This window comes from Limnofasciculus baicalensis BBK-W-15, from assembly GCF_024178385.1.
GTDB lineage: Bacteria > Cyanobacteriota > Cyanobacteriia > Cyanobacteriales > Coleofasciculaceae > Limnofasciculus > Limnofasciculus baicalensis.
In genome coordinates this window covers 1-22,897 of sequence record NZ_JAMZMM010000048.1, presented here as the reverse complement: position 1 = coordinate 22,897, position 22,897 = coordinate 1, and the positions used below count along the sequence as shown (strand labels likewise).

The 22,897-nt window shown below is 40.0% G+C and carries 21 protein-coding genes; 11 read left to right on the top strand and 10 right to left on the bottom strand.

Annotated features, from left to right (window positions below; all coding sequences use genetic code 11):
* The coding region (locus NJ959_RS07370) for an AAA family ATPase (protein WP_254011108.1) at positions 1 to 638 on the top strand (638 nt) is incomplete at its 5' end.
* Positions 639 to 739: 101 nt separating this feature from the next.
* Here the strand turns inward: NJ959_RS07370 and NJ959_RS07365 are convergent.
* From NJ959_RS07365 to NJ959_RS07350, 4 genes are all read right to left on the bottom strand, one after another.
* Positions 740 to 1,954, bottom strand: coding sequence for a glycosyltransferase family 4 protein (locus NJ959_RS07365; protein WP_254011107.1), 1,215 nt, complete (start codon positions 1,952 to 1,954; stop codon positions 740 to 742).
* Positions 1,955 to 2,075: 121 nt separating this feature from the next.
* Entirely contained in the window at positions 2,076 to 3,062 is a 987-nt protein-coding gene (locus NJ959_RS07360; RefSeq protein ID WP_254011106.1) for a GDP-mannose 4,6-dehydratase, read from the bottom strand.
* A 137-nt stretch (positions 3,063 to 3,199) separates the two neighbouring features.
* Positions 3,200 to 4,129: a glycosyltransferase family 2 protein gene (locus tag NJ959_RS07355; RefSeq protein WP_254011105.1), complete on the bottom strand. Its 930-nt coding sequence runs from the start codon at positions 4,127 to 4,129 to the stop codon at positions 3,200 to 3,202.
* Between the two features lie 161 nt (positions 4,130 to 4,290).
* Positions 4,291 to 5,286, bottom strand: coding sequence for a glycosyltransferase family 2 protein (locus tag NJ959_RS07350; RefSeq protein WP_254011104.1), 996 nt, complete (start codon positions 5,284 to 5,286; stop codon positions 4,291 to 4,293).
* Between the two features lie 484 nt (positions 5,287 to 5,770).
* On the opposite strand from NJ959_RS07350, the gene NJ959_RS07345 reads away from it, so the two are divergent.
* The 5 genes from NJ959_RS07345 to NJ959_RS07325 all read left to right on the top strand — a co-directional run bounded on the left by NJ959_RS07345 (position 5,771) and on the right by NJ959_RS07325 (position 10,878).
* A complete protein-coding gene (locus tag NJ959_RS07345) occupies positions 5,771 to 6,805 on the top strand; it encodes an Npun_R2821/Npun_R2822 family protein (RefSeq protein ID WP_254011103.1) in 1,035 nt (344 codons plus the stop codon).
* A 64-nt stretch (positions 6,806 to 6,869) separates the two neighbouring features.
* Positions 6,870 to 7,442, top strand: coding sequence for an acyltransferase (locus NJ959_RS30630; protein WP_373693624.1), 573 nt, complete (start codon positions 6,870 to 6,872; stop codon positions 7,440 to 7,442).
* 53 nt (positions 7,443 to 7,495) lie between these two features.
* Entirely contained in the window at positions 7,496 to 8,335 is an 840-nt protein-coding gene (locus NJ959_RS07335) for a class I SAM-dependent methyltransferase (RefSeq protein WP_254011102.1), read from the top strand.
* Between the two features lie 154 nt (positions 8,336 to 8,489).
* Entirely contained in the window at positions 8,490 to 9,683 is a 1,194-nt protein-coding gene (locus tag NJ959_RS07330; protein WP_254011101.1) for a glycosyltransferase, read from the top strand.
* 229 nt (positions 9,684 to 9,912) lie between these two features.
* Positions 9,913 to 10,878, top strand: a complete 966-nt coding sequence (locus NJ959_RS07325; protein WP_254011100.1) for a glycosyltransferase family 2 protein — start codon at positions 9,913 to 9,915, stop codon at positions 10,876 to 10,878.
* A gap of 20 nt (positions 10,879 to 10,898) precedes the next feature.
* Here NJ959_RS07325 and NJ959_RS07320 read toward each other — a convergent pair whose 3' ends face one another.
* The 3 genes from NJ959_RS07320 to NJ959_RS07310 all read right to left on the bottom strand — a co-directional run bounded on the left by NJ959_RS07320 (position 10,899) and on the right by NJ959_RS07310 (position 14,350).
* The gene (locus tag NJ959_RS07320; protein WP_254011099.1) at positions 10,899 to 12,011 is read right to left on the bottom strand and encodes a glycosyltransferase family 2 protein; all 1,113 of its coding nucleotides are present in this window, start codon (positions 12,009 to 12,011) and stop codon (positions 10,899 to 10,901) included.
* A gap of 115 nt (positions 12,012 to 12,126) precedes the next feature.
* Positions 12,127 to 13,053 carry a glycosyltransferase family 2 protein gene (locus NJ959_RS07315; protein WP_254011098.1) on the bottom strand — a complete coding sequence of 309 codons (927 nt, stop codon included), beginning with the start codon at positions 13,051 to 13,053 and terminating at the stop codon, positions 12,127 to 12,129.
* Positions 13,054 to 13,063: 10 nt separating this feature from the next.
* Positions 13,064 to 14,350 carry a glycosyltransferase family 4 protein gene (locus NJ959_RS07310; RefSeq protein WP_254011097.1) on the bottom strand — a complete coding sequence of 429 codons (1,287 nt, stop codon included), beginning with the start codon at positions 14,348 to 14,350 and terminating at the stop codon, positions 13,064 to 13,066.
* A 438-nt stretch (positions 14,351 to 14,788) separates the two neighbouring features.
* On the opposite strand from NJ959_RS07310, the gene NJ959_RS07305 reads away from it, so the two are divergent.
* The 4 genes from NJ959_RS07305 to NJ959_RS07290 all read left to right on the top strand — a co-directional run bounded on the left by NJ959_RS07305 (position 14,789) and on the right by NJ959_RS07290 (position 17,711).
* Entirely contained in the window at positions 14,789 to 15,778 is a 990-nt protein-coding gene (locus NJ959_RS07305) for a glycosyltransferase family 2 protein (protein ID WP_254011096.1), read from the top strand.
* A gap of 38 nt (positions 15,779 to 15,816) precedes the next feature.
* Positions 15,817 to 16,191, top strand: coding sequence for a hypothetical protein (locus NJ959_RS07300; RefSeq protein WP_254011095.1), 375 nt, complete (start codon positions 15,817 to 15,819; stop codon positions 16,189 to 16,191).
* The gene (locus NJ959_RS07295; RefSeq protein ID WP_254011094.1) at positions 16,116 to 16,634 is read left to right on the top strand and encodes a glycosyltransferase; all 519 of its coding nucleotides are present in this window, start codon (positions 16,116 to 16,118) and stop codon (positions 16,632 to 16,634) included. Before NJ959_RS07300 ends, NJ959_RS07295 begins: the two co-directional genes overlap by 76 nt.
* A gap of 99 nt (positions 16,635 to 16,733) precedes the next feature.
* Positions 16,734 to 17,711 (top strand): glycosyltransferase, encoded by a 978-nt coding sequence (locus NJ959_RS07290; RefSeq protein ID WP_254011093.1) that lies wholly within the window; start codon positions 16,734 to 16,736, stop codon positions 17,709 to 17,711.
* A 1-nt stretch (position 17,712) separates the two neighbouring features.
* On the opposite strand, the gene NJ959_RS07285 is transcribed toward NJ959_RS07290, so the two are convergent.
* Positions 17,713 to 18,423: an HAD family hydrolase gene (locus NJ959_RS07285; protein WP_254011092.1), complete on the bottom strand. Its 711-nt coding sequence runs from the start codon at positions 18,421 to 18,423 to the stop codon at positions 17,713 to 17,715.
* Between the two features lie 114 nt (positions 18,424 to 18,537).
* Positions 18,538 to 19,371: a 4'-phosphopantetheinyl transferase family protein gene (locus NJ959_RS07280; RefSeq protein WP_254011091.1), complete on the bottom strand. Its 834-nt coding sequence runs from the start codon at positions 19,369 to 19,371 to the stop codon at positions 18,538 to 18,540.
* A gap of 151 nt (positions 19,372 to 19,522) precedes the next feature.
* Between NJ959_RS07280 and NJ959_RS07275 the strand changes: the two genes are divergently transcribed.
* Entirely contained in the window at positions 19,523 to 22,564 is a 3,042-nt protein-coding gene (locus tag NJ959_RS07275) for a DUF1574 family protein (protein WP_254011090.1), read from the top strand.
* A gap of 81 nt (positions 22,565 to 22,645) precedes the next feature.
* On the opposite strand, the gene NJ959_RS07270 is transcribed toward NJ959_RS07275, so the two are convergent.
* Positions 22,646 to 22,897, bottom strand: a 252-nt coding sequence (locus tag NJ959_RS07270; protein WP_254011089.1) for a hypothetical protein, incomplete at its 5' end; no start/stop codon positions are given.

The following is a 22,897-nucleotide window of genomic DNA, read 5'->3' as shown; positions in this document are numbered from 1 at the left end:
GGTCTGTTGATGCACCTTATCGCATTGATATTATTGACACGTCAAAAAAATATTCTTCTTTGGAGAAGATTAAAGAAAGTAATTTGCCAACTCAAATAAAATTAGCATTAATCTCAAACCATATCCCTGAATTATTCAAAAAGATAAAGGATAGTTTTATAGAGATATTTACTCAGGTAGAAGATCTAAAAATAGAACCATACGAATCTGAAGATTTACCATCCTTTCTAGCTAAGTATCCTTTCGTTCAGATTAAAGAAAGAGGTGTTAATAATTGGATTAATCAAAATAAACTATCTTCTGGAATGTTTAGAACCCTGCTTCACATTAGCGATATATACTTATCCGCTGATGGAACTGTGATTTTGATTGACGAATTTGAAAATAGTTTAGGAGTTAATTGTATCGATATTGTAACTGAATTATTGTTTGAAAATAAAAATATACAGTTTATAATTACCAGCCATCATCCATATATAATTAATAATATTGGAATGGAATATTGGAAAATCGTCACTCGTCGAGGTGGTGTAGTTACAGCGAAGGATGCCAAAGATTACGAATTGGGTAAATCTAGGCATGAAGCCTTTATGCAACTGATTAATCTAGACGCTTTCAAAGAAGGAATAGAAGTATAATAAATCTCTATTTTCTTGTAGAAGGAAAAAAGGGATAGTGACAACTCATAAGTAATTAAAAAAGTTGTGCCACCTGAGAGTTAAATTAGTAAATTATTCTTCTAACCTTTCCTCTCTAACACCATTTCATAAATCTTCGCCGCACCTTCCCAAGTATAATTCTCTTCAATAAAAGATCGCGCATTCTTAGATAACTCTTCTCTCAGTTTAGCATCTTCAAATAATCGCGTCACCGCCTCTACATATTCAGGTATAGAATTAGCACGAATTCCTCTCAAGGGCACACCCTCTCCATCAACATTTAATCCTTCCAAACCGCGATCGCTACCTACTACAGGTACTCCAGCAGCCATGGCTTCTAGGGTTTTAATTTTCATCCCAAATCCACTAAGCAAAGGTACGACGCAAACCGTGGCGCGATGTAAATATTCAGTCATGGAAGGCACTCTTCCCGTTACTGTAATTGCCGGATTTTCGGCTAATGCTAACACTTCTGGTGCAGGTTTAGAGCCAACTAATGTTACTGTTGTATCGGGATATTTTTCTTGCAATCGAGGTAATATTTCTCTTCCTAATACGCAAGCACCATTAATATTGACAAAATAATCTAATCCTCCACAAAATATGAGATGATGTCCTCCTGGATCTGCTTTTCGATAGGTAAATTCAGCTAAATCCACCCCATTTGGACTAATAGTTACATCACTATTGGGACTAAATTCTTGCATTTGTTGCCAATCTTCATCGGTGGTTACCACAATGCTGGAAAACTTGCGAACAGAATTCTGTTCGTAGCGTTTGAGTAAAGGTAAGTATAACCGATCCCGCAACGCATTATCTGAGGTTCCAGTTTCTAACTGATTCTTGCAAGTACGATAAACGGAACTGTGGATATTAATAACTGTATTTATCTGCTTTTTCCATTCTGGTCTAATATAAACTTCATTAACACTATGTTCGCAAGTAATAGCATCAAATTTTCCTGCCGCTACCGCTTCATCTATCCATTGTTGAATCTTAGTATCGTATAGATAAAGTACGTTAGGTGGTGTTCCTTTTTGGAGAAATTCGATAGTACGTTTAAGTTTGGCAATAATTCCCCCTGTCGCTTCCTTTGGACGAGGAAATACCACTAATTCTGCCACCCACTGACGCAATCCTTCAACTTCTGAATCGGTTACCTCTGGAGGACGTTGAGTAATAATAGTAACCTGATGGTTTTGAGTTAAATTTTTAAGTAAATTGAAGGTTCTATTATGCGTTCCTCCTCGCGTTGGTGGGTAGGGAAAAGTGGAACAGATGGCGAGAATTTTCATCGTTTATTAATGGGGAATAGGGAGTGGGGAATGGGGAGTAGGAAGTGGGGAGAGGAAAATTGAAAAAATTAATTACTTTTCCTCATTACCTATTAACAAATAACTAACAACCAACAACCAATTACCAGTCAGTATCAGCCATCATTCTCGATTCCACTTTCATTCTGGATGCCATCATCATGTGTACGACATCCTGCATTTTATACTCAGCTTGCCAGCCTAATTTTTCTTTGGCTTTCGCTGGATTTCCCCAACTAACGGTTAAATCAGTTGGTCGTAAAAGACTGGCATCAGTAACTACATGATCGTGCCAATCTAACCCAATAGAAGCAAAAGCTTCTGCCACAAAGTCTTCTAATTTGTTAGTTTCGCCAGTTGCGATCGCAAAATCATCTGCTTCCTCTTGCTGCAACATTAAATACATTGCTTCCACGTATTCAGGTGCCCAACCCCAATCCCGTTTAATATCGATATTACCTAAATAAAGTTTTTCCTTGCTACCTTGAGCAATTCGGCAAGCTGCTGCTATAATCTTTTGAGTGACAAATCTTTGGGGTCTTAAGGGAGATTCGTGGTTAAATAGAATACCAGAACAGGCAAATAAACCGTAAGCTTCTCGATAGTTTGCTACTTGCCAAAATGCGGCAGATTTAGCTACAGCGTAGGGACTTCGAGGACGAAATGGCGTAGTTTCCTCTGCTGCTGCTTCGCCAATATCTCCAAAACATTCACTCGAACCCGCATTGTAAAATTTAATCTTAGCACCTGTAAAGCGAATTGCTTCCAAAAGATTTAACGTGCCAATAGAAATACTTTCTAATGTTTCAACAGGTTGCTCAAAGGAAAGACTTACCGAACTCTGTCCCGCCAAATTATAGACTTCATCTGGTTCGGTTTTATTTAGTATCTGCAAGACACTCCGAAAATCGGTAAGAGAGACAGATTCTAGTTTCACTTGTTCCCGAATACCCAAGCGGATCAAATTTTGAAATGAGGACATTTGTGCATCCCGCGAGGTTCCACATACTGTATAACCTCGATTTAATAGTAATTGAGATAAATAGGCTCCATCTTGACCAGAAACTCCGCAAATTAGTGCTTTTTTCATTTGTTGTTAGTTGTTAGTTGTTGGTTGTTGGTTGTTTGTTGTTTGTTGTTGGTTGTTAGTTGTTGGTTGTTGGTTGTTGGTTTTGACTTTATTCTCCACTCCCTACTCCCTACTCCCCACTCCCTACTCCCTACTCCCTACTCCCTACTCCCTACTCCCAGCATAGCTTTTATTGCCGAATTCAAATAACCGATTTGACCATAAGCATAAGTTAAATTATCAAACCTTTTAGCTGGATCTGAGAAATATTTTAACGATTTATAAAGTCCGCGTACCATCCTTTCCCCACCTCTTCCAAGTTGAGAAATCCCCGTTCTCCCTGCAATTTCTTCCCGATAACATTCGCTCACACCTTGCCACCAACTCCGCCGTAAAAACCAATCTGGTTTCATTCGTTCCGGGGCGACATTATGTGCGGCTAATGCTTCGGGAATATAAGCAACTTGCCATCCATTTTTCAGTGCTAGTTCAGTCATATACAATTCTTCGTTAGAGAGTAAATTTTTCCCCTTTCTTCCTAAATTAGGATCGAATCCGCCAATTTGATCTAAAAATGTACGCCTGATTGAATAGTTTAATCCTCTAGGTGTTAGACCTGGATCTTTAATATATACCATAGTATCTCCAAGATCGTACAATCCTAAAGCTCCTGCTAATTCTGATGAAATCCAGTTAGGGGGAGTTATATTATTATGCCAAATAAGAGTCACTTTTCCCCCGGCGACCGCGAGTTTTTCGTTATTATGATAAGCTGTTAATAATACTCTTAACCATTGGGGACTTGCTTCTGCATCATCGTCTAAATAGGCGAGAATGGGAGCAGTGCTTTCCTTTGCACCCCGGTTACGTGCCACTGACAAGCCTAATTCTTCTTCGTAAACGTATTTTAATCGGGGGTGCGGGAGGCGTTGTTCGACAACTTCGCGAGTGCGATCGCTCGACGCATTATCAACTACTATAATTTCAAAATCTTCACAATCCTGAGCCAGCAAGCTATCAATGGCGGCTCCTAAATAATTATCCCGATTGTGGGTGCAGATAATGGCAGCGATTTGCGGTTGTTGCATAAGTTTAGGGGTGAGAAAGCTTGGGGAAGTACTAACGGCTCGGTTATAACATATAAATTAGTCATTTGTCATTGGTTATTTGTTATTAGTTGTTTGTTGTTGGTTGTTTGTTAAATTACTGAGAAACAATAGCTAAGAACAAATCACTAACAAATCTGAACTCAACTGTTATTTTTTGGCAACGACTCAATCTCTCTTGCTTGTGCTGGCAGTTGCGCTTGTTGTTGTCCCACATCCCGCGCCCAGGCACCATACAAGTTAATTGGCGTACCTAATATATCGACAAAAGATCCTTTTCCTGCCACCGCTTTTACCGTTGTCATTGGCAATTCTTTTAGTAACCAACGACTCATTAAATATAGAGATTTTTTGGCATTTAATTTTGGTCGTAATTCCACCCCGTGTAATTCGTGTAAATATTTATTAGAACGTCCGTAACGTTGCCATTGACTGCGGAATTCCTGCAAATTAGCCCGGTGGCGGTGCTGAACAATTGCTGTTTCTGCAAAATAGAGTTGCCAATCGGTTTCCCGCTGAATCCGCCAACACATATCCGCATCTCCACCAGTTGTCATATAGGGGCGAAATAACCCAATTTCCTGGAAAACTTCATGTCGAATTGCCAAATTAGCAGTTTGCCCGTATGGACAAAAAGGATGAGCTAGGGTATCTTTTTGAGTTAAGGTACTCTGGCGTTCGGCATGTTTTTCTAGTAGAGTTTTTCCTGGTAGAGCGGCAATTTCTCCCACGACTAAACCCACTTTCGGATTGGTAAAGGCTTCAACTAAGAGACTCAACCATTGAGGCAGGGGACGACAGTCGGCATCAGTAAATGCTAAAATGTCTCCAGTAGCAGTGTGAATACCTTTATTGCGAGCAGCGTAAGAACTTTGAATTTGGTTTTCTGTCAGGGGGTATAGTTTGATACCTTGAGATTGAGCTTCAAGTGCTGCTTTTTGGAGAATTTCGAGGGTGCGATCGCTACTATTATTATCTACCAGTAAATATTCTACCCGATCCGCTGGGTAGGTTTGAGTGATTAAGCAACGGATTAAGTCAGGTAAGTCTGTCTCTCCGTTATAAATGGGGACAATGACTGACACTTTTGGTAGCTCTGTTGAGTTACTTTCGTTATTTGTTATTGGCTTAAGGAGCATAGGCTTAATCAAATTATTTATTACTTTTTCATCTCAGTTTAAACTTTTTTTCTCTCATTTATATAATAAAACATCATTCACCATTTTAACTTCCTATCCATCTTTTGTCAATTCGATTTAACTTATTAATTAGGTGTACATAAATAAAGGCAAGAGAGGGTGTCAGCTAGGCAATGTCCACACTCAGCATCGGGATTAGATTATCGGTTGTCGGCTGGGCATTCCCCACCCTATTGACACTATTTTTACATGGGAGTCACTGAACTCCGTTGGCGTAGCCTGCGCGAAGCGCATACTCCGAACTCAGCTTATACTTAATTTTATCTCCCGATCGGGGATGACATTTGGAAAATGCTGAGTTATACTGGCTCTAGCATAACTTGAAAATCGGTGCTTCTATAACCTAAATGTTCTGACCGAATTTTCTATCAGTACTAAAAAAATTGACATTGGCGATTAGCTGTTCGATTAAGGAGTTTACTTAATGGAGCCACATGGTATTTATACCCTGGCGAATGATGTTGTTTACGATCAACTCGTAGCTTTACTAAACAGCATTGAGATGAATGTCAGTCCAGATATTCCTGTTTGTATTATTCCTTATGACGATCGCCTCGATAAAGTTAAACAGGAAATTGCTTCCAGACCCAATGTTACTATATTTAATAACTCAGAGTCCATTCAACGCTGGGAAAAATTCGCACACCAAGTTTGGGCGGCTCATGCCAGAGCAAGTAAGACTAAATTATCCAATCCTCGGTGGTATGGCGGACATTTGCAACGAAAGTTTGTCGCTTTTGATGGACCCTTTGATAAGTTTGTCTTTTATGATGGTGATAGTTTGGCGATGAAGCCACTAGATGATGTATTTGAGAAGTTAGAAACTTATAATTTTGTGTTTGACGATTGGGAACACAAGAAACCAAATCCTGTCGCAGCTTTAAATATATCAGTTATTGAAAACACTGGTATTTTCCAAGAAGCTGAGATTCGCCCCAATCTCCACTGCGGTAGTTTTTGGGGTTCTAGGAGAGGCTTTTTTGAGCCTAGTGAATTGTCTAGGTTGAAGGATCTCTTGATTGACAAAAAAGAAGTTGAGTGGATTAATATTGACGGCTGGTGGGATGATGTGTTTTTATTTAATTACATGACATTGCGGAGCAATGGTTCATTATTTAATTTTACTCTAAGTCCAAATGCCCAAGAAAGAACTGGGAATTGTGCGGATGCCGATCCATTTGTAAATATTGATAATGTTCTTTATAATGAGCAAGGATTAAAACCGATTCACCGCATTCATTACATGAACTACTCATCTAAAGATTTTGCGCGGCTATGTCAGGGTGAGGATGTCGATCTTCTTTACAAGGATGTCTTTTTGTACTATCGATTTATGAAGGAACCAGACAAAATGCCGAAAGAGTTGAAACCACAAAGTTTGATGGAGAAAAGTCAGAGAAAAATCAAAAGTATGGGGCAAAAATTTAAAGTTAGTTTATATCGTAGATTTAAGAAGTGATTCTAAGGTATAAGTAGCTTTGTGGTATAATCTCTGAGACTATGTACAAAAATGGTAGGAATGAATGAAATCAATAATTGATAAGCTTAGATATACTAAGCTAATTTTTTTGCCAAGTATAGAATACATCTTCCTTTACTACCTGACGAGAATTCCATTACGGAGCATTAGACAATTTATTCTTCGCCGTTTTTTCGGGATGAGAATAGGAGATCGTACTACTATTTTTATGGGAACATTGGTCTATAGTCCCAAAAATATAACCATAGGTTCAGCAACAACAATAGGACATGATTGTTATTTAGATGGTTGTGTATCTTTAAAGATAGGTAATAATGTCAATATCTCATCTGAAGCTATGATATGGACAATGCAGCACGATGCCCAAAGTCCTACGTTTGGAGTTAAAACAGGTAAAGTTGTTATTGAAGATCATGCTTGGGTGAGTACTAGAGCGATGGTTTTAGCTGGCGTAACCATTGGCAAAGGTGCGGTTGTTGCAGCGGGTGCTGTAGTCACTAAGTCTGTTGAACCCTATACAATTGTTGCGGGTATTCCAGCTAAACCAATTGGCAAACGAAATCAGGAGTTAGACTATACATTAGGTGAGACGAATTGGCATCTAGGGTTTATTTAATGGAATAGCTTCTCTAGTTCAAAATTTCACAGATAAAAGGGAATAAATGACTCATGCTAGCACCTAAAATTATATCCAACAAATTCACGGATTGGAATCAAAAGCACAAAGCACCTTTTGGCTCTGAGTGGTGGTATAAATTTGTAAATTCCAAAAATCGTGGCAGCAATTTTGCTTGGCGAAATCGCTTTAAAATCCCTTATTTACTGATGCAACAGATTGGAGCTTTTGGGTTTCAGCATAATAGTCAAACACGAATTTTTGAGTACCCGTGGTGTTTTTTTGCTACACCATTAGAAGCGGGAATGCGAGTCTTAGAAGTTGGTGCAGGGGCTTCTGGTTTTCAATTTATCTTGGCTGAACATGGACTAGAAGTTACTTCAGTAGATCCTCTTATAAATCCGAGTGAAAAAGTCGATTGGCTCTTCACTTCCCATCAGTTTAATTACTTAAATCAGGCTTTTAGAGGAAAAGTTAACTTTATTCAGGATTTTCTGCAAAATGCCCAGATAGAGAGTAATACTTACGATCGGGTTTTCTCAATCTCAGCAATTGAACACATTCCACCAGAAGAAGTTGCGCCACTAGTCAAAGAAATTGCACGTATTCTTAAACCAGGTGGATTTTTTATAGCTACTATAGATTTATTTCTGGATTGCTATCCATTCACTGCTAAAATTTCTAACAGATATGGCTCCAATATTTCAATTTGCTCTTTAATTGAAGCATCTGGACTCAGAATTAAAGTTGGTAATCCTTGTGAATTGTATGGTTATCCTGAATTTAAACCTGAAAATATACACCAACAACTAGACGAATTTTTAGTTGTCAAAGACCCTTGGGAAAAATGCCTGATTCTTACACAGTGCATAATTCTTGAAAAAGTTACCTAATTCAAGATAATTAAGAGTTATTTGTCTAAACACTTCGGACAGTTTTGAAACATCCTTGAGAGAATAATGGTTTCAGCCTAGAAACGCTAACGTAAAATTAATGTTTTCAAGCTTTATCTCAACTGTCCGGACTATTGTCGTCTAAATTAATAAAATGAAAATCGGCTACTTACACATTAGCACATCTAAAGAAAGAGAGAGTGGCATCACCCGATATAGTCGCTTACTTGCTTCTGAAGCACACCAACGTTCAAATCTCAGTATTATGGAAGCTAATGTTATCTTGACTGAGAATAAAAAGCACAATCAAATCCTACTAGGTAAAGCGGCAAAAGAACTCGATCGTACTGATATCATTCACCTACATTACAGCAAGTATCTTTGGGGGGGAGGATGGAAACAATTGTTTTATCTCAAGAGTTTCATCAGTCAATGTTCAGTTCCTATCGTCGCTACATTCCACGATATGTATCCTGCAATCTACCCATCCAATAATCTGTTAACAGCTTTCAATCAACAGTATCAACAGCAGGTGCGATCCCAATCTCACCCTTTAAAGCGTGTGGTTAATGCAGCGCGGGGGACTTGGTATAGTTATCTTGCAGACAGAAAAACCTTGCTTTGGCTATCTAAACAATTACGAGGAATCTTAATCAGCACAGAGGAAGAAAAACAAAGAATTATCCATCTGATCGATCCCAAAAAACTGACTAAGATTCCTCTTTTTGTTGAAGAACCTGCTTTTAAAATCAGCCGTCTAGAAGCTCGTTCAAGTCTAGGACTTGAAGACTATAAAGTAGTGACTCTTCAAGGATTTATTTATGACAACAAAGGTCATCAATTACTCATTGAAGCTATCCCCAAATTACCTCCAGAGGTTAAAGTCATCTTTGCTGGGGGTATTGCTCCTAATAACCAGGGTTTATTGTCTTATCTTCTCAAGATAGCAGAAAAAAAGGGAGTTGCCCAGCGCTTGCACATTACAGGGTACTTATCTGAAGAAGATTTGCTACGTTATCTAGTTGCTAGCGATTTAGCTGTTTGTCCCTTCAAACTTTTTTCGGCTTCAGCCTCTCTGTCAACCTGGATTTCCGTAGCTCGTCCTATTCTCGCTTCAGATCTTCCCCAAATTGCAGAATACAACCAAATCGAACCAGGAGCGATTCATACCTTTAATCCCTATACGGCTGAGGAACTGGCTAAAGCTATACTAAAGCTGCTCCCCATCTGCTCAGATCAAGAAGATCCTGCTGTTGTTCGCCTCCAAAAAAAACTGTCCATGTCGATAATTTTTAACGATCATCTCAAATTTTATCAAGATGCCGCTAAAAAGGAAAAGAGTTCCTAAAAATTTACGATCCCATAATCTTTGATAAACTCAGGTTTAATCATTTTGATCCCATAGTTTTTCTTCTAATTTACGGATGACTTTATTCTACTAAATCTGCCATGACTGGCGGATGGCAAGGGCACTTTAACAGCCTCTTCCACTCTCCCAGCAACAGCTTCCCAAGAATATTCCTCCTGCACCAATTCATAACCACAACCAGCTAATTTCTCACCCAAAGAAGGCTAGGATGATTAAAATAAAGATTGTGGATACAAATCCTAAAGTATTTATCATTATTCTCAATTGGAATGGAAAAGATCTCACGATTGAGTGTCTAAATTCTCTCAAAGGTATTGAATATGATAACTATCAAGTAGTTGTTGTAGATAATGGCTCTACTGATGATTCAACGACTGTTATCAAGGAACAGTTTCCTCACCTATTACTCCTTGAAAATGGTGCAAACTTAGGATTTTCAGCGGGAAATAATGTAGGTATTGAATATGCAATAGCTCACGGAGCTGATTATATATTCTTGCTCAATAATGATACCATAGTCGATCCTCAAGTTATTTCAGCGTTGATGGAAGCTAGCACAAAATATCCTGATGCAGGCATATTTGGCTCAAAAATTTATTACTATGGCAGTAGCGAAAAAATCTGGTACGCTGGCGCTCAGTGGTTCCCTGATAAACTCAGGTTTGAGCATATTGGACAGGGAAAAATAGATAATGGGAAAGACTGGCAGGATATTAGGGAGACAGACTATATTTGTGGCTGCGCCCTACTAATCAAGGCTGATGTCATAAAACAAATAGGAATGCTGGAGCCAAAATACTTCCTGATGTGGGAAGAAAGTGACTTGTGTTATAGAGCAAGGCGAAGTGGATACAAATCTATTGTTGTTCCCTCTTCAAAAGTATGGCACAAAATTTCAGCAAGTTTCAGTGGTGGAGATAAAGCCCCTCATTATCAATATTTTTGGTGGCGTAATAGATTATTGTGGATTGAAAGAAATATTCCATTTTCGGAATCATTCAAGCTTTATCCATTAATTGCCAGAGATATTTTTAGGCAGGTTCGCAATTATTTATCTCCTCAGACTACTTCCCAAGATAGATTGAGAAGTAAGGCAGCCTTACAGGGAGTTCAAGATTACTTTCTCCGCAGCTTTGGGGATTGCCCATCATGGGTTCGTTCTCATATTAAATAAGATGTAAGACTTTTTATGGATTATTTTTGCTGTTGAATAGTTGCTTTTAGATTACGCCTTAAATCTTTCCAGCGGTATAAGCTGTGACTAATAATTTTTTTAGTAAGACTGCGCTGTGATAAATATGTAAGAAGCGGATAAACTTTCTGTATTTTTTCCCACTCGCTTAAAAGGCTAGAATCTGGATTTTCACGATTGGCTGCTCCACGTTGTGCAATCCGACGAGAGTTATAAGCATACTCTGCAACTAAATCGAACAGATTAACTGGTTGCTCATGTTTTTTATCAATTAGTTGAAATTCGCAATTATCGTTAACAAGACGCAAAGGTTCGTAGACAGGCTGAAACGCCAAGTCATAGATGAAAATTAACTTGTCTAAGACTGAAGTTCGATATTTTTTTCCTGAATAGTTGGTGGCGGTTGCTGAGTTGCTATGTATGCGAAAAGTAGCTAGAGTTTCTGGTACATAAATCATACCTGAGTGAATAGCAATTCTTGTCCAAAACTCAAAGTCAAGAAGTTGAATTAGGTGATGATTAAAAGTACCAAATCGATCGAATACACTGCGGTGTAGCATTACTGCTGTCGGTTCACCAACAAAATTAGCATAGATAGCATCAATATTATTAAGTAAAGCTTCACAATAATCCCTGGCAGAAATTTCTGTTTTTCCGGAGAATACCCCTTCTGTTGATAAATATGTGAGAAACTTTTGATATTCTTCCCTAGTTTTTTTTGGAACTTCAGCTTCAAAAATAAATTGGCGACGACAGTTAATAAGATATTTTTCAGGTTGTCTGGCAGCAAGCATTTTTTCTAAGCATGTCGGCGCTATCAAGTCATCTTGAAATACAAATTTTATCCACTCACCTTGCGCCAGGTTAACACAACGTTTCCAGTTGCCTACTAAACCCATATTGGTATTGTTAACTACTACTCTAATCCGTCGATCCCGTTCGGCATAGGTATTGACAATATTGAGTGTATCATCCGAAGAACAATCGTCAATAATAAGTAACTCAAATTCGGTAAATGTCTGACAGAGAATACTGTCAAGACATTCTTGCAGATACTTTGCTCCATTATAGGTAGGGACACAAACAGTAACTAGAGGAATGACAAAATCCGACATATTTTTACTTATTTTTGATAAAAGATAGAAGACAGAGAGATGTTTATTAATCTTTTATAATCAACAAACATCTCCGAAAAGGAATCTAAAACCATTACTCTGTTTAGGTGAAAAGCTAATTTCTGGAGATGTCTAATGCTTGACACCCACGGAGATAGCCCCTAGTAAAAGCCGCTTCTAGTGTGCGTTCCCAGTAATTAACCTGGTATTTAGAATTGCGAGTCACCCCATAGACTAGCAAGTTTATGTAGCTCTTAATAAGCTGTTTCCAAGGTGAACGAATGGGGATATGATAATCGGGATATTTCGATTTTAAGATAGCTGCTGATTCCCCAGCCCACTCAATTCTTTTTCGTCTTTCAGAAAGAGTAAGCAGATGGTTATGAATTGCTATTGCCTCTGGTACATAAAGCGACTTCATGCCATGTTGGGCTAATCGCATACTAATTTCAAAATCATCCCAGGCATCATAAGGAAAATCCTCGTCAAACATGCCCACTGAAAGGAAAAATTCTTTCTTAATTGATGCATTAGCAACGTAGAAGAAGTTCTTGGGTAATACCGGGTCTTTTTCATTCAATCTGACACCGAATAAACTACCTGAATCTTCCTGCCAAGCTAGAAATTTTGATTTTTTACGCTGAGATTTTGGGGAAAATCCTGACCCAATACCTACTAGCTGAGGTTCTGGATGTGCTTGGTGAAATTGCAAATGCGCTTCGATAAATCCTGGTTGGGGAATAAAGTCGCCAGATATAAACACAACTAAGTCGGCTGTTGCTTGGGTGACTCCAAAGTTATTTCTTACTGAGCGAGAGTTACTCTCATGTCGGAAATACTTAATGTTAAGATTATTGTCTGTTAACTGGCAAATCTTCTCCACTTCTGCGGAGAAGTCTCGCGACAACTTAAAGTCTATTACAATCAACTCGAAAGTACTCAGCACACAAGTCTGTCTCGCGTAACCTTTAATGGTGTCAGACAGGGCTGGATTGAGAGAATCTACGAAAATAATTATGCTGATGCGGGGTTTTGAGTTCATAGTTTTTTTGCTAATTTACTGATGACTTTATTCTACTAAATCTGCCATTACTGACGGATGGCAAGGGCACTTTAACAGCCTCTTCCACTCTCCCAGCAACAGCTTCCCAAGAATATTCCTCCTGCACTAATTCATAACCACAACCAGCTAATTTCTCACCCAAAGCAGGATCAGACCAAATTTGACACACACCAGCCACCAACTCTTCAATACTATCCTTAATCAACAAATGTTCCCCATCTTTGGCATTCAACCCCTCAGCACCTTTAGCAGTACTAACAACTGGACAACCTGCGGCAAATGCTTCTAAAATCTTGAGGCGAGTACCTCCACCTTGAATCAGTGGCACCACCATAACACTAGCCGCCGCTAAATAAGGTCGCACATCTGGTACACTACCAGTAACAATAATTTGAGCATCTTTTTTAGCAGCATCCAACATCAGTGGAGTCGGATTTCGTCCTACTAGCAGAAGACGACAATCTGGATAAATTTCCCGAAGTTTAGGATATATTTTATTTATCAATAACTCAGCGGCTACCGTATTAGGTAAGTATGACATCTGTCCGAGAAAGAGTAAATTCCGGCTTTTATCTTCCAAGCCACTTGGAGGACTCAATTTGCCAGAATGGACACCATCGTAGTGTGCTACATTAATGCCATTTGGGACAAGATGAGTAGGCGCTACCTGTCCGTATAATTCCTTAATTAAGTTAGCATCATTATCGCTACATACCCATATATCATCAGCTTTTTGACTCAAATCCCTTTCGATAGATTTAAGATGATCGAGTTGAATCTTTACTTTAATTTTCGATTTAATATCTTGAACCGAAGCATATTTTTGCTGGAAGAGAGATGCTTCAACGTTAAGATTATCGAAGATAATGCGGCATTTATGACGCTGAACAATTCTCAAGTATGGGTATAGCCAAACTTCCACAAAAACTACCAAATCTGGCTTAAATTTGGCAATTAATTCATCTAATTCTCGTGCCGCAGTGCTAGAATAAGACCAATCGGCATCTGGATGTCTGCGGGGGTGCAACCACCATAACCGACGTTCTAAATTTTCCCAACCGGAACGTTGGATTTCAACATTAGAATGATGCCATAGCTCAACACCCGGTAGATAAGTTTCTTTGGGAGTCCAGTTAGAGGCAGAAAAAATTGCAACGGGACCATATTTCATCATGATATTGATGTTTTGCCAGTTGCGTAACGATACTCCACCGATGGGTGGGTAGGGTACTTCCTTTGTGATGAAGAGAGTGCGAAGTGAGGAATTGTTTACCAAAATATACCTCCTATATTGAATGGAAAATGGAAAATAGATAGCACGAATTTTTCAGATCAAGTAGACTTGTCTCGTGTTTGTAGTAGGCACTTTAGTGCCTAAAAATGCTATATTTCCAAGCACTAAAGTGCTTACTACGAACAGATAGTAAAAGTCCGATGCTACCGGAGATGATATTAGAGGAATGGATACGACAGAAAATTCGCGTATCCGTCTTGCCAATCTTTATAGTGCATTCCTGTAAATTTTAGGTTAAACTCTTACTTTGAGTAATTCCTGGAACAAAGTTAAGTGGCAACCAAACCCTGACATTAGCTATCATAGCAAACAAGGATTGATTATGGCTAGTGGTGTCAGTAAAATTACCAAACCACTGATATCCAAGCTAGTATAAAATTTTATTCAATGGTAGTTAAATATCTTGAGTTCGCTAAATCTATGCCTAAAGTTACCGTTTGTATCCCTACTTACAACCGCGCCAGTTTCCTGCGGTATTCCGTTCAAAGTGTTCTCACTCAGACTTATCAGGATTTTGAACTAATCATCTGTGATGATGGCTCCACAGATAACACAGCCGAGGTAGTCAGTGAGTGGCAAGATCCCAGAATCCGCTATATCCGCCATCCCAAAAACATTGGCAGGAGTAAAAATATGCGCTCCGGTTTTGATGCCGCCACTGGGGACTATTTTATCAAATTCGATGATGATGATGCCATCACTCCAGAATTTTTAGCCAAAACTGTGACGATTTTAGATAATGAGCCTACAGTAGATTTTGTTTGTACTAATCACTGGATTATCAATCAAAATGGGGAGCGGATGGAGTCAGCAACTCAAGAGAATGCCGCCAAATGGGGGAAAGACAAGCTCAATCAAGGTACTGTTCCCGATTTAATCCTACAAACTTTTCAATACCAAAGCTTGCAAGTAGGTTCAACTCTATTTCGTCGCCCCTGTTTAGCAGAGGTTGATTACATGCGCCCGGAAGCAGACGGATGTGAGGATTACGATTTACTGGTAAGATTAGCGATCGCAGATAAATCAGCGTATTTTTTGCCAGAGTATCTCATGGAGTATCGCTTCCACGGCGGGCAAACTAGTTTAAAACAAAATCTACACTTTCTCAAAGCTAAGGTTTTCTCTATCAATAGTTACCAGTTTCCATCTCCAGACTTGGAAAAGCGGCGGATTCACAAATTGGCTTGGACAAAAGAATGTTTAGGGTTAAGACTAATTGAAAATGGCGATAGCACCGAGGGACGACAAATATTACAAGAGTCTTCTCAAGTATTAGGTAAGTCTAACAAAGTTAAATTGGCTTTAATTATGTCCTACTTTCCTACCAATTTACGCCAGTTAATCTTACAGGTTTTCCGTCAGGTACGTGCCAAAGACTATACTGATATAGTGCGACAAGGAACCAATTAATTAACTAATCAATAATTTGGGAATACTAAATCAATCTTGTGATTAGTGGGTGGATCAATCATGGCGTTATGCCGCAGGTTAATCAACAAATTTCCCCTAATCTTAGAGACTTTTATCTCAAAATGAAGCGGATCAACATCATCACAGCAGACAGTAAATTTGGTTTAAGGCGCAATGTCAAAATTCTGGATAGCCTTCTCAAAGAAGCTGGTTTTTCAGTAATGGTTTATATTCTAGGCGAAAAGACTGTATGCCATAAAATTCAGCATTTATTAGCTTTACCAGCCTTGACTGTTTCAACGAAAAATACCCCAAAGATTACGATGCTTTCCTTCATTTGGCAAGTAGCTGGCAGAAAGGTACGAAAACAATTCTTGAAGTATGGAAACGTCACCCGGAATGGCCACGACTGACAATTAAACAGAAGCAAAACTCTAGTACTAAAATCACAGCTCCCAATATCGAATATATTACCAAATATCTCGATGATGAAGTACTGTGCCAATATCAGAATTCTCATGGCATTCACTTATGTCCATCCGAAGCAGAAGGATTTGGTCATTATATAGTAGAAGCCATGAGTTGTCAGGCAGTAACCCTTACCACTAATGCACCTCCAATGAATCAGGTAATTACTCCAAATCGGGGTATTTTAGTAGATTATCACGATAGTAAAATTCATCGTTTGGGCACTAACTATTATGTCAATCCCCAATCTCTAGAACAGAAAATTAACGAAATATTGGGGATGGATTATAACTCGAAAAAGCAGTTAGGTGAAAATGCCAGAGATTGGTATCAGCAGAATGACAGTTTTTTCCGACGTAAACTGATTGAAGTGCTAGGGAATCTGTGATTCAACTAGGAGCGAGTGCTGTTACGCATTAATTATGGTATTCTACGACAGATTTTTCAACAACAAATTTCCCCTAACCTTGGAGAGGTGCATTTCAAAATGAAGCGGATCAACATCATCACAGCAGACAGTAAAGCTGGTTTAGGGCGCGATGTCAAAATTCTGGATAGCCTTCTCAAAGAAGCTGGTTTTTCAGTAATGGTTTATATTCTAGGCGAAAAGACTGTAGGCCATAAAATTCAGCGGATTACAACTTACATTAATCGATTTGCTAGCTATACCCTTAAATCCAAACCTCCCTACGATATTAACCTATTTCTTGAGTATGTGGAACCCTCTTGGTTTCCTTATGCCAGTGTCAACTGTCTTATTCCCAATCAGGAATGGTTTCGAGAGGATTGGCATCCCTATTTAGAGAAATTTGACTACATTCTTTGCAAAACAAGATTCGCAGAGAATATCTTCAATAAGTTAGGATGCAAAACCGAATTTATTAGCTTTACCAGCCTTGACTGTTTCAACGAAAAATACCCCAAAGATTACGATGCTTTCCTTCATTTGGCAAGTAGCTGGCAGAAAGGTACGAAAACAATTCTTGAAGTATGGAAACGTCACCCGGAATGGCCACGACTGACAATTAAACAGAAGCAAAACTCTAGTACTAAAATCACAGCTCCCAATATCGAATATATTACCAAATATCTCGATGATGAAGTACTGTGCCAATATCAGAATTCTCATGGCATTCACTTATGTCCATCCGAAGCAGAAGGATTTGGTCATTATATAGTAGAAGCCATGAGTTGTCAGGCAGTAACCCTTACCACTAATGCACCTCCAATGAATCAGGTAATTACTCCAAATCGGGGTATTTTAGTAGATTATCACGATAGTAAAATTCATCGTTTGGGCACTAACTATTATGTCAATCCCCAATCTCTAGAACAGAAAATTAACGAAATATTGGGGATGGATTATAACTCGAAAAAGCAGTTAGGTGAAAATGCCAGAGATTGGTATCAGCAGAATGACAGTTTTTTCCGACGTAAACTGATTGAAGTGCTAGGGAATCTGTGATTCAACTAGGAGCGAGTGCAGCATAAACTTCCTGCACCCGCTCTAATTCCAAATCGTTAAGATAATCCACCGCCCAGTTAGCCTGACGCTGAATCATGTGAAAAGGGTAAGTATTAGCGACTCCCACTACCTGCATTCCTGCTCGTTTAGCAGCTTCAATTCCGGTAAAGGTATCTTCAATTGCCAGACAATCAATTGAGCGAGCCTTAAGTTCCGGATATTGCTGGTTCAAACGTTCTACTGCGAGGAGATATCCATCCGGTTCGGGCTTACTCACCTTGATATCATCACCTGCTACAATAACTGAAAAGTATGGTAATAATTCAGCACGAGTTAATACTAATTCAACCTCAGAGTGAAGCGCCCCACTCACAATTCCCATCGGTAACTGAGCAAGGCGAATTTTGAAAATTAAATCCTCTAACCCCGGATAAATTGGCAATTTGGGCAATTCCTCTAGCTTCAGGCGGTACAATTCAGATTTCCGGGCAATCATCCGACTTAAGTTGTCCTCATTCACAAACCTACCGCGACTTTTGAGTAAATCGACTAAACATGTGCGATCGCTCTTTCCCAAACAATAGTCCCGCACATCCTGTGGTGAGGGACGTAGATTTTCCTGAAGCAGAATCTCATCAATGAGTTGTAGGTGAATACCTTCATCATTAATAATAACACCGTTAAAATCAAATAAAACTGCCTTTAAAGTCATGGATTTACAACTGAGTGAAGTCCAGCATCAGCGTTTTTGAAGTACCTATAAATTGGGTAAACTTGCCAAGGATATCGCTGATAGCTAACGGATAAATATTATCTTAATTACCAATTAGCCATTAGCCATTATAGGATAATTGATCAACTCCAAATCCCCATCCTTTCCTGCAACAGCTAAAGCCGCCATGTAGTCTGGTGCTGGTATTATTTGATGGAATGACCAACTCAAAGCCGCTTGTGAGTTACCTGCAATACTCAGGAGTCTGGCTGCTTCTCCAGGAATGAGGGAGACTTCAACCTCTGCTAGTCCACCCGCCAAGCCATCGCCAGTAGCTTTAAGATAAGCTTCTTTACAAGTCCAAGCCTGGAAAAATGCCCCTTGCTTTTCATTATCTGGCAGGGATGCGATCGCAGTATATTCCCTGGAAGAAAAGAATCGCTTTGCCAGTTGCTCAATATCGGACATCGGGCGGATGTATTCTAGATCAATTCCCAGATTAAGATCTCGCGATACTCCATAGAGAGCTAACCCCTGAGAATGAGACAAGTTAAAATAGAGGGTTTCATCAGTATTAGCTAGTCCTGGTTTGCCACGAGGACTATAATCAAACTGGATCTTGGCTGGATTTAGATCTAAATACTGACCGAGAATTGTCCGCAAAATACCGCGACCTGCAATAAAATGTTTCCTGTCTCGCTCAAAGTAAAATCTATTAGCTCTTTCCGCTTCGTCAGTAGATAGAGTTTGGGCTAATTGCTCTATCTGTGATGTCGGTAACTCTAGTTGAGTACGCCAAACATGGACTTGATTTCCCGACAGCTTTAAGTCAGCGGGTTTAGACTGCCACTTGCGATGGCTACGCCCAACCCAGGCATCGTTTTCCATCATCTCCCGAAATAGTAATTTTGTACTACACACAGCCGTCTGACCTTTCCGCAACCTCATTTTACTTCATTTTGTTTCACATTTTCACTGTGGTTAGATCAAGTTCTATTTCCTTTTTATCGGCGTGCGATTTGCTCTGCCTAGATGCACTATAGATGTAAGTGTGGTTGAATTGAGTCAGTAATTCGAGAGTACTCGTGACAAGCTTGTAATGTTGGATACCGAGCGGCAAACCTATTCATCACATCCCTTCTCCTTGGCTCAATGGGCATACAATGCGATTGGGCAACCAGGAGTGCATCTGCGAGTAAGATTACGCGGGAATAGTCTACATGTTCTTTGCCAGAGCGATCGCGTCCTGGATAGCAATAATATCGCGAACCGCTTACTTCATGCGCTCAACGCCCAGGAGGGGAGAGGTAAATTTCCCATCAATCGGGAAACCCCGATCTATCAGATGATTATCTATGGGCGCAGCGGTAACAACGAGCGGCCAGACTGGATAGAACAAATTCAACTAAAACCCCCTCAACCCGGGAAGGCGGGCAAAACCACATCAGAGGCATCTTTGGAAACAGCAACAACCCACGCAGCTATACTAGTTTCTCACGAAAGTCTAGCCCGTTCTGGCTCACCAGACGCGATCGCACGCTATCTCAGTAGCAGTTTGAGTTATCTGGGAGCAAGCATAAAAGTCCAAATCCAAACCCAAAAGTCACAAGTCACCAGTCAAAATTCTTCCTTTGCCAAACAACCAACAACCAACAACCAACAACGTCTTTGGGTTATTTGTAGCGCCAACTACAGCACTGATGCTTCTTTACTAGTAGAGCCAATCGTAAAGCAGTTGCGGTCTTTAGAGCTTACAGGATTCAAAGATGCAGCAATTTGCTCTCAGGTGAGTGGAGAAGCAAAACCAGAATGGATAGTGCGGGTGAATTTGACACCAGCAGAAGTAATGCTGGAAGATTGGGCGCAGTGGGGCGACATCCAGGCACTAGCGCGACTTTTGAATCAGAGACTATCCCATGCTGAAATTATAGTCCGGGCTGTTCTCAAAGAATCGACACTCCATTTATTTTGCAGCCAAGCCATTATTGGGGAAATCAAGGTTCCCGACAAGCAAACTACGATGGGCGCGATCGCACCGATACTAGAGTTACTGGCTCCTCAAGGTATTAAAGCCGCTACAGTCTATGGTGTTGAGTCAGATCGATTCTCTTTCGAGTTGGAGCCAGAAACCCCAATTTGGATTGACTGGCTGAATTTACCTGCCGCAGCAGAAGAAGAATTAGCTCCAGCTACATTTACCTTAGCTCAACAGGGAGACTTAGAAAGCCTAACCTTTTTACTAGAAAGGTTAGTCAATCCTAACCTGGATCAGCGATTGACAACAGGGGGAATTCAACTCAAACTGCGCCGCAAGCAGGATCTACTCCATATCATGAGTGAAGGAATAATCTGCCCGCCTCAAACTCAGATGGTTTCTCCCATTACCCGGTTACTGCGGGATTTAGCTATTCCAGATATTGGAGGCGTTAGAATTTATGGTCGTCGTGCTGGAGCAACCGCTCCCGCATGGAATTATGGTCTTGATTTTGTCACAAGACGGCGGCAAGTTGTCGAGGTTACGCCAGACTTCTCGCCAAATGAGGTAAGCCATTTAGTAGTACCTAGCACCGAACCTGGTCAGGATTCGGATGTAATAGAAGAAGATCGAGAGGATAGTCTCAATCCCTATTGGGAGGCAACTGTTCAAACAATTGGGCGTTGGTTGTGTTACACCCAGCTATTAGTCCCCACCTTAGATAATCAAGATCTTACTGCTGTTTCAGGGCGTTCTACCTCCGCCAATGCCCAAGGTGTTACTGTGGCAATTATTTGGAGTACCCTGGGATTATTACTAACCTTTCAAGCAGACTGGTTTACAGGTCAACTTCTCCGTGCCCGCAGCCTCCGTGAAGCGGATTTGCCAGGAAATTCTCAGGTTGTCGAATCAGCTTTATCATCAACAGAGGAACCAGTACCAATCGCCCTCCCCGAAATATCCTTACAAAAACGGGGTGCTAAGGAAAACAATGACTTCAATGCCTCTGGCTTTACCCGTGAAGGGGAAAAGAGCATAATTATTGATGAGACATCGAAATCAGAGCGAACCAGTGCCGCCCAAGCCGCAATTTTAGCCCTAGCAAGATCTTCTAATCCCCCATTCAATAACCCCCTCCTCGATCAAAAACTGGCACTATATCAACAGCGGATGACAGAACAAGGTCGCCCAGATGTGCTAATTATGGGTAGTTCTAGGGCATTGCGCGGAGTCGATCCTCATGTCCTGCAAGAAGCATTAGCAGCTCAGGGGTATCGTGATGTTGATATATTTAACTTTGCTGTTAATGGGGCAACTGCTCAAGTTGTAGACTTGATGATCCGTCGCATTTTAACTCCAGAGCAACTCCCCAAATTAATTATCTGGGCAGATGGAGCCAGAGCCTTTAATAGTGGTAGAGTCGATGCCACTTATCAGGCAATCGAAGACTCAGAAGGCTACAAACAATTAAAGGCTGGCATTTTCCCCAACCCCACAGGAATTCAATCTCAAAGTCAAGATAAAATTGCCCAACCTTTCGCAGAATTTAGTAAAAGGTATCAATCTGTTGATGACTGGCTAAATCAGTCTCTGGCAAAGCTTTCCTCAACATATCCCCAAAGAGACGATCTCAAGTCAAGCTTGCGCGATTTCTTTGTAGATATGATCGAAAACAGATTTCCCCAAACCTCAACTCCCAAAGACAAAGAAGAATCCCTTCCTGAAGCTTCTATTGATTTAGATGGCTTCTTACCCCTATCTATCCGCTTTAACCCCACCACTTACTACCAAAACCATCCGAGAGTAGCTGGTGCTTATGATGGCGACTATCAAACTTTTGAGTTAAAAGGTCAACAAGATCTGGCACTAGAAGCACTCTTGAAATTTGCCAAGGAGAATAACATTAATATTGTTTTTGTTAATTTACCCTTGAATAAAGATTACTTAGATCCAGTACGAAGTAAATATGAAGCAGAATTTCAGCAATACATGAGATCTAGTCCTGTGGAACAAGGATTAATTTTCCGTAATTTAAGTAACTTGTTATTAGAGAAACCAGACCATTTTTCCGATCCCAGTCACCTTAACCGCTACGGAGCTTACGCAGTATCGAAACAGTTATCACAAGACCCAATGATTCCGTGGTCATTGGTTGTTGATCGTTAGTTGTTGGTTATTAGTTGTTGGTTATTGGTTATTAGTTGTTGGTTATTGGTAAGGGGCTGAGAGCCATTTTTCGGTTATTGTTTATTGGTTATTGACTGGATAATAAACAAGCAATGGCAAACAACCAACAACAAATAACACAGGACTTACGCAAATCCTCCATCTGTAGGGTGCGTTATGCAATGCTTTCGCACCATCCACACTATGAATAGCATCGCTGCGTAAGTCCTGTAACAAACAACAAACAACAAACAACAAACAACAAACAACAAACAAGCAACAACAAACAACAAACAACAAACAACAAACAACAAACAACAAACAACAAACAAC

What these genes read in the sequence shown, in the direction of transcription:
- NJ959_RS07355 (WP_254011105.1), bottom strand. Translation starts at nt 4,129, where the DNA reads ATGCAACAACCGCAAATCGCTGCCATTATCTGCACCCACAATCGGGAT.
- NJ959_RS07345 (WP_254011103.1), top strand. Translation starts at nt 5,771, where the DNA reads ATGGAGCCACATGGTATTTATACCCTGGCGAATGATGTTGTTTACGAT.
- NJ959_RS07290 (WP_254011093.1), top strand. Translation starts at nt 16,734, where the DNA reads ATGAAGCGGATCAACATCATCACAGCAGACAGTAAAGCTGGTTTAGGG.
- NJ959_RS07285 (WP_254011092.1), bottom strand. Translation starts at nt 18,423, where the DNA reads ATGACTTTAAAGGCAGTTTTATTTGATTTTAACGGTGTTATTATTAAT.
- NJ959_RS07280 (WP_254011091.1), bottom strand. Translation starts at nt 19,371, where the DNA reads ATGAGGTTGCGGAAAGGTCAGACGGCTGTGTGTAGTACAAAATTACTA.
- NJ959_RS07365 (WP_254011107.1), bottom strand. Translation starts at nt 1,954, where the DNA reads ATGAAAATTCTCGCCATCTGTTCCACTTTTCCCTACCCACCAACGCGA.
- NJ959_RS07325 (WP_254011100.1), top strand. Translation starts at nt 9,913, where the DNA reads ATGATTAAAATAAAGATTGTGGATACAAATCCTAAAGTATTTATCATT.
- NJ959_RS07275 (WP_254011090.1), top strand. Translation starts at nt 19,523, where the DNA reads ATGTTGGATACCGAGCGGCAAACCTATTCATCACATCCCTTCTCCTTG.
- NJ959_RS07320 (WP_254011099.1), bottom strand. Translation starts at nt 12,011, where the DNA reads ATGTCGGATTTTGTCATTCCTCTAGTTACTGTTTGTGTCCCTACCTAT.
- NJ959_RS07315 (WP_254011098.1), bottom strand. Translation starts at nt 13,053, where the DNA reads ATGAACTCAAAACCCCGCATCAGCATAATTATTTTCGTAGATTCTCTC.
- NJ959_RS07335 (WP_254011102.1), top strand. Translation starts at nt 7,496, where the DNA reads ATGCTAGCACCTAAAATTATATCCAACAAATTCACGGATTGGAATCAA.
- NJ959_RS07305 (WP_254011096.1), top strand. Translation starts at nt 14,789, where the DNA reads ATGCCTAAAGTTACCGTTTGTATCCCTACTTACAACCGCGCCAGTTTC.
- NJ959_RS07330 (WP_254011101.1), top strand. Translation starts at nt 8,490, where the DNA reads ATGAAAATCGGCTACTTACACATTAGCACATCTAAAGAAAGAGAGAGT.
- NJ959_RS30630 (WP_373693624.1), top strand. Translation starts at nt 6,870, where the DNA reads ATGAAATCAATAATTGATAAGCTTAGATATACTAAGCTAATTTTTTTG.
- NJ959_RS07350 (WP_254011104.1), bottom strand. Translation starts at nt 5,286, where the DNA reads ATGCTCCTTAAGCCAATAACAAATAACGAAAGTAACTCAACAGAGCTA.
- NJ959_RS07360 (WP_254011106.1), bottom strand. Translation starts at nt 3,062, where the DNA reads ATGAAAAAAGCACTAATTTGCGGAGTTTCTGGTCAAGATGGAGCCTAT.